This window comes from Neisseria iguanae (assembly GCF_003013245.1).
Taxonomy (GTDB): domain Bacteria; phylum Pseudomonadota; class Gammaproteobacteria; order Burkholderiales; family Neisseriaceae; genus Neisseria; species Neisseria iguanae.
The window spans coordinates 1-17,600 of the sequence record NZ_PXYY01000053.1 but is presented as its reverse complement, the minus strand read 5'-3'; the positions used below and the strand labels follow the sequence as shown (position 1 = coordinate 17,600).

At 51.8% G+C, this 17,600-nt stretch carries 16 protein-coding genes and 3 pseudogenes; 1 reads left to right on the top strand and 18 read right to left on the bottom strand.

Going from position 1 to position 17,600, the window contains the following annotated elements; all coding sequences use genetic code 11:
• Positions 1-195 precede the first annotated feature (195 nt).
• From C7N83_RS16075 to C7N83_RS08660, 4 genes and pseudogenes are all read right to left on the bottom strand, one after another.
• Positions 196-474 (bottom strand): annotated as a pseudogene (locus C7N83_RS16075) (IS1595 family transposase); the annotation flags it as partial.
• Positions 475-624: 150 nt separating this feature from the next.
• Complete coding sequence (gene gap, locus C7N83_RS08670; protein WP_106742050.1) at positions 625-1,656, bottom strand: type I glyceraldehyde-3-phosphate dehydrogenase; 1,032 nt, start codon at positions 1,654-1,656, stop codon at positions 625-627.
• 369 nt (positions 1,657-2,025) lie between these two features.
• A complete protein-coding gene (locus tag C7N83_RS08665) occupies positions 2,026-2,355 on the bottom strand; it encodes a hypothetical protein (protein WP_106742049.1) in 330 nt (109 codons plus the stop codon).
• 67 nt (positions 2,356-2,422) lie between these two features.
• On the bottom strand, positions 2,423-3,310 hold the full coding sequence (locus C7N83_RS08660) for an RnfABCDGE type electron transport complex subunit B (RefSeq protein ID WP_106742047.1): 888 nt from the start codon (positions 3,308-3,310) through the stop codon (positions 2,423-2,425).
• A 119-nt stretch (positions 3,311-3,429) separates the two neighbouring features.
• Here C7N83_RS08660 and C7N83_RS08655 point away from each other — a divergent pair, with 119 nt between their 5' ends.
• A complete protein-coding gene (locus C7N83_RS08655) occupies positions 3,430-3,903 on the top strand; it encodes a YchJ family protein (protein ID WP_106742045.1) in 474 nt (157 codons plus the stop codon).
• 50 nt (positions 3,904-3,953) lie between these two features.
• Here C7N83_RS08655 and C7N83_RS08650 read toward each other — a convergent pair whose 3' ends face one another.
• The 14 genes and pseudogenes from C7N83_RS08650 to C7N83_RS16760 form a co-directional block, all read right to left on the bottom strand.
• Positions 3,954-4,712, bottom strand: a complete 759-nt coding sequence (locus C7N83_RS08650; protein WP_106742044.1) for an iron ABC transporter ATP-binding protein — start codon at positions 4,710-4,712, stop codon at positions 3,954-3,956.
• 79 nt (positions 4,713-4,791) lie between these two features.
• Positions 4,792-5,415, bottom strand: coding sequence for an FmdE family protein (locus C7N83_RS08645; RefSeq protein ID WP_106742042.1), 624 nt, complete (start codon positions 5,413-5,415; stop codon positions 4,792-4,794).
• A 66-nt stretch (positions 5,416-5,481) separates the two neighbouring features.
• Entirely contained in the window at positions 5,482-6,456 is a 975-nt protein-coding gene (locus C7N83_RS08640) for an iron chelate uptake ABC transporter family permease subunit (RefSeq protein ID WP_106742040.1), read from the bottom strand.
• Positions 6,457-6,528: 72 nt separating this feature from the next.
• A complete protein-coding gene (gene bioD / locus C7N83_RS08635) occupies positions 6,529-7,170 on the bottom strand; it encodes a dethiobiotin synthase (RefSeq protein ID WP_106742038.1) in 642 nt (213 codons plus the stop codon).
• A 30-nt stretch (positions 7,171-7,200) separates the two neighbouring features.
• A pseudogene (locus C7N83_RS08630) lies at positions 7,201-7,854 on the bottom strand (IS1595 family transposase).
• 67 nt (positions 7,855-7,921) lie between these two features.
• Positions 7,922-8,713, bottom strand: coding sequence for a malonyl-ACP O-methyltransferase BioC (gene bioC / locus C7N83_RS08625; RefSeq protein WP_106742037.1), 792 nt, complete (start codon positions 8,711-8,713; stop codon positions 7,922-7,924).
• On the bottom strand, positions 8,710-9,354 hold the full coding sequence (locus C7N83_RS08620) for a DUF452 family protein (protein WP_106742035.1): 645 nt from the start codon (positions 9,352-9,354) through the stop codon (positions 8,710-8,712). Before C7N83_RS08620 ends, bioC begins: the two co-directional genes overlap by 4 nt.
• A 236-nt stretch (positions 9,355-9,590) precedes the next feature.
• Positions 9,591-10,766: an aminotransferase class I/II-fold pyridoxal phosphate-dependent enzyme gene (locus tag C7N83_RS08615; RefSeq protein WP_106742034.1), complete on the bottom strand. Its 1,176-nt coding sequence runs from the start codon at positions 10,764-10,766 to the stop codon at positions 9,591-9,593.
• Positions 10,753-10,977: a hypothetical protein gene (locus C7N83_RS08610; protein WP_106742032.1), complete on the bottom strand. Its 225-nt coding sequence runs from the start codon at positions 10,975-10,977 to the stop codon at positions 10,753-10,755. Before C7N83_RS08610 ends, C7N83_RS08615 begins: the two co-directional genes overlap by 14 nt.
• 167 nt (positions 10,978-11,144) lie before the next feature.
• The gene (gene bioA / locus C7N83_RS08605) at positions 11,145-12,440 is read right to left on the bottom strand and encodes an adenosylmethionine--8-amino-7-oxononanoate transaminase (protein ID WP_106742031.1); all 1,296 of its coding nucleotides are present in this window, start codon (positions 12,438-12,440) and stop codon (positions 11,145-11,147) included.
• A 36-nt stretch (positions 12,441-12,476) separates the two neighbouring features.
• Positions 12,477-13,445, bottom strand: a complete 969-nt coding sequence (locus C7N83_RS08600) for an ABC transporter permease (protein WP_106742029.1) — start codon at positions 13,443-13,445, stop codon at positions 12,477-12,479.
• 252 nt (positions 13,446-13,697) lie between these two features.
• Positions 13,698-14,672, bottom strand: coding sequence for a siderophore ABC transporter substrate-binding protein (locus C7N83_RS08595; protein ID WP_106742052.1), 975 nt, complete (start codon positions 14,670-14,672; stop codon positions 13,698-13,700).
• A 283-nt stretch (positions 14,673-14,955) separates the two neighbouring features.
• The gene (locus C7N83_RS16625) at positions 14,956-15,087 is read right to left on the bottom strand and encodes a hypothetical protein (RefSeq protein WP_281256759.1); all 132 of its coding nucleotides are present in this window, start codon (positions 15,085-15,087) and stop codon (positions 14,956-14,958) included.
• Positions 15,088-15,200: 113 nt separating this feature from the next.
• Positions 15,201-17,185, bottom strand: a pseudogene (locus C7N83_RS16760) (TonB-dependent receptor domain-containing protein).
• Positions 17,186-17,600: the final 415 nt, after the last annotated feature.

Here is a 17,600-nt window from a genome sequence, read left to right as displayed (position 1 = left end):
ATCTGTCCGATTCACGCTTGACGGTGGTGGGGGTACTGCTGCTTTGAGACGGCTTGCGGTATTCCGGGCAAATGCCGTATTTTTGTTCCCGGGTCAGGTGTGTGTAGCGGATGGCAGTCTTTCTTGTCGGGAAGCGGTCTGCTGCCGAATACTGGTCTGTTCTTTTGGAAAGTTGTTCACTTGCGATGGAAACCTGAGAACGCCGTTACGTTTCAATCTTCCGAAGACAATGGAATCCCCCGAAGCACTGCGCCCGTCCTTGATACGTCTAAGACCCGTCTGATTCGACAATGCCGGACAGGGGTGTATTTGGTGTCCGTATAAGGATGTAACCCTTCAGGTAGGCCGGACACTGATGCCAGTCATTTTGGCGGTATCGGAAGCGGTTAATTTAAGCGCGAAACAGCGGATTATTGCGCTGAATTTCTGCTCTGAAATTTTGCCGAACTTTTGATACTTGTTTTTTAATTTCATATCAGGAGATAGCCAAATTTCTTGGTGATTTTGTTTCCTAACCCCAAAAAATCTATAATTAAAGGCCGTCTAAACAGGTTTCAAGACGAAATCAATAGATTTCTGTGAAACTTTTCAGACGGCCTTTAATTATAGATTTTGCTTAAAGTGTCAATCAAACGCGGCCACATTCAAATCAAACATATGCATAGCGGTGCGCAGCATTTGGCAGCTGAAGCCCCATTCGTTGTCATACCATGCGAACACTTTCACCATGTTGCCGTCAACGACTTTGGTCAGGGTGGCATCAAAGTTGCTGGCTTGGCTGGTGTGGTTGAAGTCCATCGAAACCAGCGGCAGGGTGTTGTAACCCAACACCCCTTTCAGACGGCCTTCTTCCGAAGCGGTTTTCATCAATTCGTTGATTTCTTCCGCGGTGGTTTCGCGGCTGGCTTGGAAGCTCAGGTCAACCAAGGAAACGTTGACGGTCGGCACGCGGATGGCCAAACCGTCAAGTTTTCCTTTCAAGTCAGGCAATACCAAACCCACGGCTTTGGCGGCGCCGGTTTTGGTCGGAATCATGTTTTCCACACCGCTGCGGGCGCGGCGCAGGTCTTTGTGGCGCACGTCGGTCACGGTTTGGTCGTTGGTCAGGGCGTGGATGGTGGTCATTACGCCTTTCACAATGCCGATGCTTCTGCTCAATACTTTGGCCATCGGTGCTAAACAGTTGGTGGTGCAGGAAGCGTTGGAAACCACAGTCATGTCGGTGGTGAGTATATCGTCGTTCACGCCGTAAACCACGGTGGCATCTACGTCGGCTTCCCCCGGCGCGGAAATCAATACTTTTTTCGCACCGCTTTCCAAGTGTACGGTGGCTTTGGGTTTGCTGGTAAATGCGCCGGTGCATTCCATCACCAAATCTACGCCTAAGTCTTTCCAAGGCAGTTCGGCCGGATTGCGGGTGGAGAAGTAAGGGATTTTGCGGCCGTTGACGGTCAAATGGGTGGCATCGTGATCGACATCGGCGTTGAAACGGCCGTGTACGGTATCGAATTTGGTCAGGTGGGCGTTGGTTTCCAAGCTGCCGCTGGCGTTGACGGCGACGATTTCGAGCCGGTTTTGCAGGTTGTAATCGTAGATGGTGCGTAATACTTGACGGCCGATGCGGCCATAACCGTTGATGGCGACTTTAATGCCCATAGTTTGTCCTCTTTATTGGGTGTCTGGGTTGGTGGGAAATTTCTGGGCAGGATTATAGCAGAATCTGTAGTATGATGTAATTAATATTTTATTGAATTGAGTGAAAACAAAACACTTCGAACAGTGACAACAAGACGGTGTATTCTGGAATTTTATTCCAAATTAATATTTATTAGGTGGATATGCTTATATTTTTTATATTTGAGCTATGATATTTTAAAGATTGATGCTTAACATGAAAGATAGAAAAATGAATGATTACATATGTTTATTTTAAAATGATTTTTAAAGGCAATAATCACTACATTAAGGGACAAAAGGCTGTCTGAAAATAAGCCGAATCGGATATTTCAGACGGCCCGGGCATGCCTAACTGCGGTGCAATAAAGCGGCAATCACGCTTTGATTGTTTAAAGTGCGCTGGAACATGGCTTTAAGCGGCATTACGTCTTTATTGGCGACTACTAAAACAGTGCGTCTGCTGTCGGGGTTGGTCCACGTGTCGAACCACAAGTCGCAGGCATGCGCTGCCATCTGCACGGCATGCGCGGTGAATTGTGGTTCGAGCGCGCGTTGGAATAAGATAGGATTGCGGATGAAATAATCGCTTAAACGGTTTTTTGACAAGGCGTAATCGGCACGGTCGTGGTCAATGGGGTAAACAGGTAGGGGAAGTTGGTTGACAAGGTTGGGGGGCATGGCGGGATTCCGTTGTAGGGAAATACATACAGGCCGTCTGAAAAATAATATTCGGACGGCCTGGGTGTTATGGTTGCTGCGTGCGCATTTGTTTGGCTTTGCGTTTGGCGGATTTTTTCGCTTCCTGCTCAGCCTTGTATTGGCGCAAATAAGCCAATGCGGCGGCTTTTTCTTCTTCGCTGCCGTATTTCATGTTGCGTTGTGCGCAGCGCAACATGGCACGTTGTTTGGCTTCTTCGACTTGTTTGGCTTTGAAGTCTCTGTGGTTGTGGGCGGTGGCCAGTTGGGTTTGCTGTTCTTGCGCTCTGGCCATGGCTTTGGCAATTAAATCCATTGGATTGAACACCGGTTTGGTGACTGTTTGAACCGGTTGCGCCGTTTCGGCGGCTGCTTGCAGCCTGGCTTTGGTGGCGGCTTCGCGTTCGGCTAACTTGGCTTTGCACTCGGCGGCATCGCGTGCTTTGCGTGTTTCATGCCATTCAAAACGGCTTTTGGCGTGTTCCGCAGCGGCAAAGCGCGCATCACTTTCGTGTGCGGCGCGTGCCAAGGGCAGAAAATCGCTTTCGACAGGCTGCATATAAATGCAATCGACCGGACATGGTGTGACACACAAGCCGCAGCCGGTACACTCGTCTGCGATGACGGTGTGCATCAATTTGTGTGCGCCCATAATTGCATCGACCGGACAGGCACGAATGCAGGCGGTGCAGCCGATGCAGACGGCCTCATCAATCCATGCCAAAGCCTTCGCTTGGATTTTGGCAGGTGCCAGGGGGGCTTTGCCGAGCAGGTTGGCAATGTCACGCATCACCGTTTCGCCGCCCGGCGCGCATAAATTGACCGGTGCATCGTCGCGGGCAAGGGCTTCGGCATAAGGCAGGCAGCCTTCATAACCGCACTCGCGGCATTGGGTTTGCGGCAACAAACGGTTCAGACCTTGTACTGTGGCAGTCATGGTGTTCAAATATCAAATGCAAAACCGAAAGATGGTATTTTATCAGAAAATCGGCTTTGAAAGTTTCTACATATTGATTTTGTTATATAATTTGATTCATTCTCATTTGGAAAACCCGTATGCCCGATATGCAGGTTTGTCCGTGCCAATCGCAACGTGCCTATGCCGATTGTTGCCAACTGTTTCATGTGCAACAGAAATTTCCTTCTTTCGCCGAAGAGCTTATGCGCTCGCGTTACAGTGCTTATGTTTTTCAAGATATTGGTTATATTGTGAAAACGACTGTTCCGTCGCAGCAGGAACTATTGGATGCCGCCGATATGCTGACGTGGAGCCGTGAAACCGAATGGCTGGGTTTGGACGTATTAAATCATGTGCCCGACATCGGTAAAAACCATGCGCAGGTAGAATTTATCGCGCATTTTCAGAATGGGGGAGAAGTGCGGCATCACCATGAATTGTCTGCCTTTGTGAAGATTGGCGGTCGTTGGTATTTCATCGATCCGACCGTGCTGCTGCCGGCTATGAAGCAGCCGTGTATCTGTGGTCCGGATAAAAAATTTAAGGCTTGCTGCGGGCAGTTTTTTAAATAAAATCAGGGCCGTCTGAAACTTTTCAGACGGCCCTGACGGTTTTATCCGCATCAAACGTGATGCACCACCAATTTTTTCCCTTCATAGTCCAATACATCCACATCCATATCGAACAAATTCAAAATATTTTCCTTGTTGAACACATCGTTCGGCGTACCTTTCAGCGCGACTTGGCCGTTTTTCATTGCCACCACATAATCCGCATAAGCCGCGGCTTGGTTGATGTCGTGCAACACCACAACGGTCGTGCGCCGGTGTTCGTGGGTCAGGTGCTGCAAAAGCTGCATCAGCGAGCGGGCGTGGTACATGTCGAGATTGTTTAAAGGCTCGTCAAGCAATACGTAATCGGTGCTTTGGCAGAACACCATTGCAATCATCGCACGTTGGCGTTGGCCGCCGGACAATTCGGTCAAATAGCGGTCGGCAAACGGCTCAAGCTGGAATTGTTGCAGCGCTTTTTCCACAATCGCTTTGCAGTGTTCGGACGGCCTGCCTTGGTGGTACGGATAACGCCCGAACATCAGCAAATCGCGTACGGTAATGCGGCTCATGATGCTGTTTTCCTGCGTCAGAATCGACAATGTTTTGGCCAGTTCGGCGGTCGGCGTGGTGGTGATGTCTTGGCCGTTATAACTGATTTTGCCCTGCGTCAACGGCTGCAAACGCGCCATAAACGACAAGAGTGTCGATTTTCCCGCGCCGTTGGGGCCAATCAGCGCGGTAATACCGCCTTGCGGAATCTCAAGGGATACGTCGTTTAAGATAAGGTTGTTGCCGATTTTGTGGCTGACATTTTGGATGGTAATCATGGTGTTGGCGCGTTTGGGTTATCGGTTGGCGGACAGATCATCAGGCCGTCTGAAAGTTAGTTTGCGTTCTTAAATGAAATCAAATTTTTTCAATTTCAACAAATGTAGGGTCATCAGCTAAATCAATCAGAAAGGCTTTGACACGCGCTTGCCACAGTTCGCCGAAACGGCGGCGTTCTTCAGGTGTGGCGGTACCGCTGACGGCTTTGGGCATGAGGGCGCGCATTTCTTCGGCAAAGGGCGACAGGTGGCCGTTAAGGCGTACGCTGACGGTTTGGTCGGTGTCTTTGCGGCGCAGCGATAAAGTGCCGTTGATGTCGGCGCCAAATTGCAGCAAATTACGGCGGGCAAAGCGGCTTTGCGGGCCGATGCCGCCGAATCCGGTTTCAGGTGCGGCACCGGTAAGCAGTTGCACCACGGCAGCGGTTACGCCGGTGGTACCTTCGTCGCGTTGCCCTTGCATGGCGGCTTCAATGTCACCGCGTTGCGGAATAGCTTCGCCGTATATGGCTTGCAAACCTTTCACGACCATCAGATACGCACCGGCCACGGTGGGGCAGGAATGGCCGCACAGTTTGACTGCGTCTTCATAGCGGTATTCAATAAAGCCTTGTTCTGCCGCGCCGAGAAATTCGGCCAACGGGTCTCGCACCCGCAACACAGGGGCTTTCTGGAAAAATTCGGGAAAACGGTTTGTTTGCATGATGTTGCCTTTCGTTTTATCAGGCTGTCTGAAAGGGAATATGTTTCAGATGGCCTGAAGGGGAAATCAGGGTTTTTTCTTCAAAATCAAATATAAAAACACCAAGCCGCCGGCGAATTCGACTACTACGCTCAATACGGCCTGCATGCCCAAGAAATGCTCGAACAAAGTTTGGCCGCCGACCAGTAAAATGCCGGCAGTGCAAAACGTCACCGGCAGACGAACGGCGTGTTTTATATTGGGTGAGAAATGGTTGGCCAACGCGACCACCAACAGGCCGAAGAAGCTCACAGGGCCGACCACGGCGGTGGCGGTGGCGACCAGCGCGGCAATCCACAGCAGCAGCCAAAGCGTGTTGCGTGAATAGTTGATGCCCAAATTAACCGCTTGGTCGCGCCCGAGCATATACACATCGAGGCGGTGGCGTTCGCGCCAGATAAACACCACGCTGGCCAGCAGTACCACTGCGCCTATACTAATCAATTGAGGATTGACGCTGTTGAATGATGCAAACGTGTAGGCTTGCGCCACGGCGAATTCTTCGGGATCAATCATGCGCTGCAACAGCGAAGCCAAGCTGCGGAACAGAATGCCGAAAATCACGCCAATCAGAATCATGCGCGCCAAATCGCGTCCGCCTTGTTTCATCAAGGTGGCAAACAGCAGCATCGAACCGCCCATCATTAAAACCAATTCCAGCGAAAATTTGCCCAATACCGGCAGTGAGGTGAAGCCGACGCCGCCCAATACAAACACCAGCAACGTCTGCAAAAATACATACAGCGCGTCAAAACCGAGTATCGACGGTGTGAGAATCGGGTTGTTGGTCAGTGTTTGGAACAATAAGGTGGACACGCCGACGGCATAGGCGACCAGCAGCAGGGCGGCCAGCTTGGTCAGGCGCAAGGGCAGGGCGAAATCCCAATTGCCGTTGACGTTGTAGGTCAAAAACAGGGCGCAGCAGCCGATGAGTGCAGCAAAAGCGAGCCACAGTGTTTTGGAGCCGGCTGCGTGTTGGGTGGGAACGGTAGGCGTGTTCATGAAAATCGGTCTAATCGGTGGGGTGTGCGGTTAATCGCCAATATGGGTTTGAGGCCGTCTGAAAAACATGGTTTACCATTCGGTAAAGGCCAAATCCAGCCATTTCGCCTGCTGAAAATGGGTGGTCAAATGCGCGCGCAAATAGCGGCGGGTATCTTCTTTAATCACTTCATCGCTGCATGGATAATGGTTGTAAATCAGGGTATCTAATACAATGCCGTGCATTTTGCAGGCCGCCAGACTCAATAGCGTATGGTTGATGCTGCCGAGTTTGGCGGAGGTGACCAATACCACCGGGTAACCCTGTCGGGTGATGTAATCCAGCGTGGTGGCATTGTCACAATAAGGCACAGCCAAACCGCCTGCGCCTTCGAGCAGTACATAATCATAATGCGCGGCCAGTTGCGCGGTGGCGGCGGTGATGCGCCGGTCGTCAATTTTGCGTTGTTCCAAAGCGGCCGCCAAATGGGGTGAACACGGATGTGCGAAGACATAAGGGCAGGTCGTACCGTCGAGGTCTTCGGGCAGCCAGTCGATGCCTTGAATACGGCGGTGCACCTGTAAATCGGCCGACAGCCCTGTGCAGCCGGTTTGCACCATTTTTTGGGTGATGACGCTGTGGCCTTTTGCGGCCAATTGCTTGGCCAATACGCCGGTGGCAATGGTTTTGCCGACATCGGTGTCGATGCCGCTGATAAATAATATTTTTCCCATAAAATTCCTTGGGGCTGACATAGGGTGGCACTAAACACCACACCATTTCCGCAGCATTTCAAGCTGCTCGGACGGGGTATCAAAGTTAAAGCGGAACCCGCATTCTTTCAAGGACAGCGGGAAAGGTTTACGGCCAACCCCATTGTATTTGCGCAAGACGCACTTCGCCCGGTTCCAACAATTTCCAATGCCGCCGATAGGGTTTTGACGGTCTGCAAAAAACTGTGAACGGTTGATGCGCTGATGCCCGAACCTGCCCCGCATCAAGCACGCCACAGCCCCTGTCACTACCGGTATAAACAATGCCGTCAGGTGTTGTTTGCTGTTTGATAACCGGAAATAAGGCATCCTTTCCGTTATTCCCACAACGGCGGTACCAACCTTTCCCTGCCGCTTTAAGATGCCGGATACCGCCGCTTTCCCTGCTGCCACACGACCGCGTTTACCCTTACGCCGACCGCCGAAATAACCCCCGTCCGGCCCGGTAAGGCCTCTGAAAACCCCGCCGGCTTCCTGCGCCAAATGACAGGCTGTCACCCGGCAGGTTTTGCGGTAGGACAACATAGCCCAACCGGGTTGGATACCCAGAATATCAGCGGCTGCACGGGCTGTGGCTTCCGGTACGAAAAACCGGAGAAGTTTTCTTTGGGCATTCTTTGTTAATTTGCAATTGGTTATCTTCATTTTTGCCGTCTGGCATGACTGCTAATCTGCTTCAGCCTCAATTCCTTTGCCGTCGGCCTTTGAAGTTTCAGGCGGCCTTAAACGGTAGGCGGCAAGTGGTCGGTTTTTTGCGGGCGGCCACATAAAGCGGTGTGTAGTCCAAGCCGACGCGGCTGTCGGGCAGGACATGGTGGTCGCGGTATTGTGCTTCAAATGCCTGCAAACGTTGTTTCGTCCATACGAAATCGGCATTGGTCGCGGTGACGCCGGTATATTGCAGGTGGCGCAATACGTCACGCGGGCTGTCGAAAACGAGTGTAATCGTGCGTTGCTCAAGCGAGATGATGTCATAGTCTCGGTTTAACCAATCCGTCCATTCCGCCTGCGTCGGATAATGCAGGCCGCTGCCGGTCAGGGTGCGGATGGGGTGCAGATTGTCGGGCGTGAAGGTGTTAAACACCAACAGGCCGTCTGAAACCAGCATCTGCGCCGCACGTTTTACAAAAGCCGTAGGATTTTCCAGCCATTGCAGCGCGGAAGCGGAAGCAATGATATTGTAGCCGCTGCCTAAATCGATTTGTTCGGCATCACCGAAACGGTATTCCGTTTCAGACGGCCTGTCGTGCTGCCAATCGGGGACGCAGGCGGCGTTTAAATCATTTAAAACCAGCTTCGCCTGCGGGAAACGCTGTGCCAGCATGCGGCTGAATAAGCCGGTACCGCAGCCGATTTCCAATATTTTGGCCACATGTTTGGGCGCATGGCAGGCGAGCAGCCGGTCCAATTCGTTGTGAATCATCCGTTGCGCGCCGGCATGGTGGTTGTAATGGGGCACGGCGGCGGCAAAACGTGCGGCGATGCGCTGTTTGTCGGGCATCATTTTGCCAAATCCCAATGCGGCCAATGCCTGTACGGGTAGTGGCCGCCGTCAAATTCGGTAATCGGGCAGCGCGATTGCCAGTAGGCCGACTGGTTGGCGGCCGGAATAATGCGGTCGCGCGAGCCTATCCGTGCTTCGTGCCAATTGAGCAAACCGGTGCGGCGGTCGGCTTGTGCGGCCTGATGGAGAAAGCGCAGTTCTTCATGCAGGCTGCGGTGGCTGCGGTGGCCGTCAAGCCGGCGGTAATGTGCCAGGCTGTCGGCATCGGCACACATGCGTTGCTCGAATTTGGCGCGGTTGCGTTCATCAAAGCGCTCTAAAGTTTGGTCGAACACGGTGCGGGGAATGCCGAATTGGTCGTCGTAGGGCAAGCCTGTGCCGTTGACGGCAACCGCCCAGTCGGGGTTGATGCCTTGCATGGCGCGTTCGGCGATCCATACGCCCATCGACCATGCCAATACGCCGATGCGGCTGTAGCTGCCGAAATCAAAGTGTAACGCTGTGTCGCGGTAATCGCTGCACAATAAAATATCGGCATGCGGTGGTGCGCATGTTTCTGCCACACGGTCGGGGGTGCCCCAGCCGGCGAAATAAACCAAAAGGGTATCCGCTTCAGGGCGGGAAATCAATCGGGTGTGCATGGTGGGGTGTTCTATTTGACGAATGTTTCAGACGGCCTGTGTGGTGTGACAGATTATAGCGGATGATGTTTAAATTAGGGTGTGTCGTCATTTCATCATGCGGCATCTTTATCGGCATGAAAGCCGTTTGCTGCGCTTTTTGCCTTGTATAGGCGCTTTTCTACCCGAAATCGGCGATGCAGACAGTACAGTACGGCGGTGTGGTCGGGAGGAATCATGCTTCCCTAATTTAAATGTTATCCGCTATAGTGGGTTGGCGGCGTAAAAGTATCGATAAACCCGTCCAATTCGTCGTCGCTGATATCGGCTGTGAGCGACAGCCGCACGCGTGCGCTGTCTGGCGGGATGGTCGGCGGGCGAATCGGCAGGCAGTAATAACCTTGCTGCTGCCATTCTTGTGCCTGTTTTACCGCAGCTTCGTTGCTGCCCAGCACACACGGAATAATGTGGCTGTGCGCCGCCGCAGTCACCGGCGACGGATAATGCGTTTGCACGGCATCATGCAGGCGGCGGCTCAGTTTGGCCAAATGTTCTCTGCGCGCGCCCATTCCGGGCAATTGCCGGAACAGAAAATGTGTCCACGCAATATTCACCGGCGGCAGGGCGGTAGAGAAAATCAACGGCCTCATGTGGTTGGTCAGGTAGTCTTTTATCAGACTGCTGCACACGGCAAATGCGCCTACCGACGCCAAGGCTTTCCCGAATGTGCCGGTCAGGATGTCGATATCGGCCACGCAGCCTTGCACTTCGGCCAGGCCTAAGCCGGTGTGGCCGTATGCGCCGACGGCATGGGCTTCGTCAACATAAAGCATTACATGGCCGTAGCGTTTTTTCAGGTGCACCAAATGCGGCAGGTCGGCCATGTCGCCATCCATGCTGAACAGGCTTTCGGTTACGATGATGATGCAGCGGTAATCGGCGGCACGTTGTTCGAGCAGCCGTTCGAGCTGGGCATAATCATTGTGGCGGTAGCGCAGGTAATCGGCATCGCTTAAGCGTATGCCGTCAATCAGGCTGGCATGCACCAGCTTGTCGGCCAAAATCAGGGTTTTTTTATCCGCCAGCGCGGGCAGAATACCGATGTTGGCGTGATAACCACTGTTGAACAGCAGCGCGGCTTCATGCTGATAGCGCATGGCCAGAAGCGCTTCCAGCTCATGGTAAATCGGCAAGCCGCCGGTCAGCAGCCGTGATGACGATGACGACCAAGGCAGCTCACGGCAGGTATCGCTTGCCAGAAAAGCGTGCCGCAATGTTTCGTCGTGCGCCAAGCCGAGGTAATCGTTGGACGATAAATTGAGCAGTTTGAGGCCGTCTGAAACAATGTGGCGGCCTTGTTGCGGCAAATCGGGCAGGCGGCGCAAACGGTCTCGGGCTTTAAGCGCTTCGAGTGCGTGTTTAAAGTGTTCCATTGTATTCCTCCGCCAAGGCCGCCAGCAGGCCGCCGGTTAATTGTGCCAATTCTTCGGGTGTGATGATAAACGATTGCCTGCCGGAAAAGCGTGCCGCAATGCTTCGTCGTGCGCCAAGCCGAGGTAATCGTTGGACGATAAATTGAGCAGTTTGAGGCCGTCTGAAACAATGTGGCGGGCCTTGTTGCGGCAAATCGGGCAGGCGGCGCAAACGGTCTCGGGCTTTAAGCGCTCTGCAAACTTTACCCTGAATTTAAACGATTTCCTTATTTTTTTAAGCAAATGCCGGATTCAAGAATCCGACCTGCCAAATGTAGTCATTATTTAATCAGTTATAAAACCCGGTATAACCGTGTCCAAATAAATTCGGGTGCGTGTTTAAAGTGTTTCATTGTATTCCTCCGCCAAGGCCGCCAGCAGGCCGCCGGTTAATTGTGCCAATTCTTCGGGTGTGATGATAAACGGCGGCATCAGGTAAACCAGTTTGCCAAACGGCCGCACCCAAACGCCATGCGCCACCAGCCGCGCCTGCAATGATGCCGTGTTGACCGGCGCTTTCATTTCAATCACGCCGATGGCTCCTAAAACGCGTACTTCTTCCACCGCATCCCATTCCGCCGCAAGTGCCAAATCCTGCTGCAATTGTGCTTCGATGCGGGCAATGCGTTCCTGCCACGGGCTTTCCAGCAGCATTGCAACCGATTCGGCGGCGACGGCGCAGGCAAGCGGGTTGGCCATAAAAGTAGGGCCGTGCATAAAGCAACCTGCCGCGCCTGATGATATGGTATCGGCCACTTTTTCTGTGGTCACGGTGGCCGAAAGCGTGAGATAACCGCCGGTAAGCGCTTTACCCAAACAAACAATATCGGGCACGGTGCCGGCATGTTCCATTGCAAACAGTTTTCCCGTGCGGCCGAAGCCGGTGGCGATTTCGTCAAACACCAGTAGCACGCCGTGTGCCGAACACAATTCGCGTGCTTTTTGCAGATAAACCGGCGAATAAAAATACATACCGCCCGCGCCTTGTACCACCGGTTCCAAAATCAGGGCGGCGATTTCACGGCCGTGCGTTTCTAAAAGACGGTGTAACGGGTCAACCGCTTCATCACGCCACGGCCCGCCAAATTTGACCGGGGGCTGTGGCAGGAAATACTGCACCGGCAGGCTGCTGCCAAACAAGCCGTGCATACCGGTCACCGGATCGCATACCGACATCGCATGCCAAGTGTCGCCATGGTAGCCCGCACGAATGGCAGCAAAACGGTTGCGTTCGGGCCGGCCGGCGGCTTGTTGATATTGCAGCGCCATTTTCATTGCCACTTCTACCGCCACCGAGCCGCTGTCTGCATAAAAAACCTTATCCAACGACGGCGGCAGAACCTTCAATAACAGCTCCGTCAGCCGCACCGCAGGCTCGTGGGTCAAACCGCCGAACATAATGTGGCTCATTTTTTCCAATTGCACCGCCGCCGCCGCATTCAAACGCGGCTGGTTATAGCCGTGCAGCGCAGCCCACCATGAAGACATGCCGTCAATCAGGCGGCGGCCGTCTGAAAGTGTAATCATCACACCATCGGCACGCGCCACAGGATAAACCGGTAAAGGCGCCGTCATGGACGTGTAAGGGTGCCAGATATGATGCTTGTCGATGTGGAGCAGGCAATCGGACTGCATATGCTTAGTCTCTTTATCAAGGCCGTCTGAACGTTTTCAGACGGCATGGGCAGGTTTTCTCAACAACAAACCCAAGAATAACACCGTACCGACCACGCCGAAAACCACCGATACCGGAATTTCAAACGGAAACACCACCAAGCGGCCGGCAATGTCGCACAACAACACCAGCGATGCGCCCATCAAAGCCACCGCCGGCAGACTTTGGCGCAGTTTGTCGCCCATCAGGCGGCTGATGATGTTGGGCACGACCAAACCGATAAACGGAATACTGCCTACCGTCACCACCACCAGCGAGGTAATCAGTGCGACAGTAATCAAACCTGACCACAGAATCGTGTTGCGGTTCAACCCCAGGTTCACGCTTACCGTTTCCCCCAAGCCGATAATGGTTAATTGGTCGGCAATCAGATAGGCAAACACGGCCAAAGCACCGGTGAGCCACAACAATTCATAACGTCCGAGCAACACACCGGAAAAATCGCCTTGCTGCCACACAGTCAGCATTTGCAGCATATCGGTTTCATACGCGATAAACACCGCCACCGACTCAATCACGCCGCCGAAAATAATCCCCACCAGCGGCACCATCAATTGCGCGGTTGGCGGCAGGCGGCGGATTAAGGATATAAACACCAGCATCCCCACCATCGCCGACACCGCAGCTGCCGACATTTTTACCAGCAACGCGGCCGAAGGCGCAAGCAAAGCCATCAGCAGCAAACCCAAAGACGCGCTCTGGCTCGCCCCCACCATCGACGGCTCGACAAAACGGTTGCGCATTAAAATCTGCATAATCATACCGGCCACCGCCATCGATGCGCCGGTAAGCACAATCGCAAACGTGCGCGGCAGGCGGCTCACCCATATCAGCTGCATGCTGTCGGACATATCGAACAGATTTTTCCAGTTGAAACTGGCTACCCCCACCGACAGGCTGATGAAAAACAGTACAATCAGAGCGAGTATGCTTGTAAGGTTTAAGGAAAAAGGGTTTTTGAACATGGGTTTATTTAAGGGGGGGGCTGTTTTATTTTCAGACGGCCTTTGTCGCAAATCACTGACTAACCGATACGGAGTGACTCTGTGCCCTGCCGTACGATGTGTAAGGTCTGCAGCAGGCCGCTTGTGCCGGTTATTTGGTTATTTACTGATTCTGCTGTCTCTTACTGACAAAGGCTGTCTGAAAATAAGGAGCGCATAAATGTGTTCAGACGGCCTCTGCAAGCCAAAGACCGTCTGAACAATCAAAAGCGCTTATTTTGCAGTATTGAATGCGTCGGTCAGCTGTTTGCTGGCGTTGAGCAATTCTTGCGCGCCGCCGGCAGCCAGATAAGTCTCAGGTACCAAGTAAACCACTTGGCCTTTTTTCCAAGCATTGGTTTCGGCCACCAACGGATTATCCAACACATCTTTTGCCGCCTGGCCTTCTTCACCGATGGCGGCGCCGCGGTCAAGAACAAACAGCCAATCTGGATTTTTCTCTTTCAGGTATTCAAAGGTAATCGGCTGGCCGTGGCGGCCTTCTTTGATGGCTTCGTCCACCGCAGGCACGCCGATGTCTTTGTGAATCCAACCACCCAAGCGTGAAGTCGGACCGTAAGCTGAAATTTTGCCGCCGTTGACGATAATCACCAAGCCGTTACCTTTGCCTTCGGCTGCTTTTTTGGCGGCATCAAAAGAAGCATCGATTTCCGCTTTCAACGTATCAGCCTCTGTTTGCTTGCCGAAAATTTGACCGAATGCATCAATACGCTCTTTTGCGCTTTCTTTCATGTTGTCTGTTTTGGCGGTCATTTCGATGGTCGGTGCAATCGTGTTCAACTGGTCGAAGGCTTTAGCGGCACGGCTGCCGATAATGATCAATTGCGGTTTGTAGCTGTTCAACGCTTCAAAGTCAGGTTCGAACAAGGTTCCGGCAGGTTGGGTGTTTTTCAGGTAATCGCCCAAGTATGGCAACAGGTTTTTGGTGTTTGCAACCGACATGCCGGCTTGCACGCCCAATTTTTGCAGCGTATCGGCCATGCCCAAATCATATACGGCTACGCGCTCGGGATTTTGCGGTACTTGTACATCGCCGCGCGTGGTTTTCACGGTCAGAACCGCACCTTCGGTTTGCATCGCAGAAACAGCAGAAGCGGCAGGGGCAGCCGGCCGGGCGGCTTCTTTTTCGGGGGAACATGCGCTTAAGGCCAGCGCGCAGCATGCGGCCAAGAAAGTTAAACGTAACATCAAAAAATCTCCAAAAATGAATGTGTGGTACGGGTAAGATTGCAAAATAAAACAAATGGTTTGAAACGGTATCAATGATGAGAATGGTTTTCTTTGTATTTTCGCACGAATTTGACTGTTTTGCCAAGCTCGTCTGACAGGACGAAACCGGGAAAATAATCAGGTGAGGCCGTCTGAACAGGATGGTCTGTTTTTCAGACGGCCTCTGGAAGATCTCAAGCCTTCTTTGTCCAAGAAACGCTCATCCACCGCAAAACTGCGCGGATTTCCCGGTTTGGCGACGTCAAATTTGCAGAAAGTACTGCAACGCACAGCCGTCAATCGAAACATCTTGCTGATGACCGAAACTGGCCACTACGGCGGAAACGGAAGCCATGCCTAATGCGGTGGCAAATAAAGAGGTCAGATTGTTCATATGCGTTCCTTTATATGGAGATAAGAGGGTGAAAGTGCGATGAGTCTAAAATGTCGGATAAGAGGCCGTCTGAAAACGTTTTCAGGCGGCTTTACCGTCAGGTTGATAGGGGATTAGAAGCGGTAGTTGACCGCTAAGCGGAAATCACGACCTGGCTCAGGCAATGAATTGGCACCGGCGCGTTGGCTGTGCGGTTTGTAGTTTTTATCCAACACGTTGTTTACGGAAAAGTTGATGTTTAAGTCGTCTTTGCCGGTCGGTTTCCAGTTGGCAAAAATATCGTTAACGCCGTATCCCGCACGTACCACGCCCGACGCAACATAAGAGCCGCGTGAAGCCGACGCGTAACCTGCGTTTTGTACATAGCGGCCGCGCCAGCCGATTTCCAAATCAGGATGGTTGAATTGGTAAGATAAACCGATTGTCCATGTACGCCCTATGGGAATCGCGGTGGTAACAATGTCGGCAGTACTGCCGTCAAGCTTAGGTTTTCTGTAAGCGACACCGGCACGGGCTGTCAGGCCGTGCCAGCGGTAAGCTGCATTCAGTTCATAACTAGTGTTTTTCAGTGTGCCGCCGTTATACCAAACATAGGCTGAACCGGTATTCCTGATGGCTTGTACGTCTTTAATATTTTGCCAGAAGTAGCTGCCTGATAAAGTCAGTGTTGAATTCCAACGGTAGTTGAAACCGATTTCGGTGTTGCGTGAACGTTCGGTTTTCAAGTCAGGAGAAGAAGTGATGGTGCGCCTTGAAATCAAAGCAGCTTCATACAAACGAGGACTGCGGGTGGCATAGTTCAGGCTGGCATTCACCGAGAAATCAGGGGTGATGTCATAAACCACGCCCACGCTTGGGTTAAGATCACCATCTGAATTTTCAGTGTCGCTGTTGGTACGCATTTTCCAATGGTCGTAACGCAAACCGGTCGTAACGGTGAATGGTTCGAAATCCCAAATACCCTTCTACATAGGCATCGGCATCACGTTTTTTTTTCGTTTGCCATACCGTTGGCAGGAGAAGATTCCTGGCTGCGCCAGTTGACGCCATACTTCAGAGTGTGGAGGTCAAACAAACGGCTGTCAAGATTCAGATTGGCACCATAAGTATTGATTTTAGTATCGCCTGTACCTTCGTCACGTGCAGTATTTAAGCGGTAAACGTTGGTTTTAATTTTATCGATAAAGCCGAAATTGCCGCCTTTAAATTCCAAATTGGTGGTGTCTTGGGTCAGGGTGCGGTAACGTGGTTGGTGGTTGTTGTCTGTATTCGGGATACGGTTTCCGTTTGTATCTAGAATAGATTCACCGGTTCTGCGGTCGGTTTTGAAAACTTGTGAAAAGTCAAATTCCTCGCGCAATGCCCGCTCACCGTATTGTTTCTCTTGGCGGTGGCTTAATTCAATGTGGTTGTCTTCATTGAAACGGTAGCCGATTTTACCGAGCAGCCCGCGCGAACCCAAGCCGCTGTGTGATACTTTATTGCTGCCAAGCAGGTTTTGGTAACCGTTACCTGCAGTATATTCTTTATCGCGTACAAAATTGCCGGAAACCAAGGCATCAAAACCACCTGCCTGACTATAAACGCGGGTACCTCGTGAATAGCCTTTATTACTGCTAATGCCGGCGTTTGCTTTGAAGCCTACATTTTAACCTTCGCGCAGTAAATCGCGTGCTTATACGGTTTCCGCAATAATCGCCCCACTGGTTGCGCCAATGCCTGCAGAGGTAGAACCTGTACCTTTTTGCACGGCAACGACTTTCACTAAAGCAGGGTCAAGCATAAAGCGGCCGTTGTGGTGGAAGATTTGGCTGTCGGTGTAGGTATCGTCTACTTTATAGTCAATTTGGTCTTGGCCCATGCCACGGATGGTTACCCACTGTGATTGGCCGTTGCCGCCACCAAAACTGATGGAAGGTTCGTCAAACAAAACGTCTTTCAAATCCGTTGAAGTAGATTCTTCCATACTTTTCGTGGTCACGCGGTGGGTGGCGCTGGTGGCTTGCTCTTTGACTTCCTCGGCTGCGTGGGTAAAGCCGCTGGCCAATGCGAATGAGAGCAAGGTCAGGCGGAATGCAGGATTTGAAGCTTTCTTCATTTGTAAGGATCCTTCCGATATGATGATTCAAGATTCAAGAAGATTTGTTTATCTTTTTTATGGTAGTTAAATTTATGGTAGTTAAAAAAGATAATATTAGTAATAAGAATCATAATCATATCATTTGGTAAAAAACTAAAGCTAGTGATAATTGTTCTTAATTCTTTTTCTTTTTAATACTGTTGCTTTTTGGCGTAAGGGACAAATTTACTGCTCTGCGTTTATTTAATTGAGAAATAATCCTTAATAAACCTTGTCTTATTCTCCTTCTTCATCCCCTGCTGACATCCCAATTTCCGTTTCAAATCCGCGAACCTGCCGTCAAGCAGATTAGTGGTATGGGGATGTTCCAATCAGGGTAACCCTCGAAGGTAAAAAGATAGGGAAGATTGCGTTGCAGGCTGCGACAAGGCTG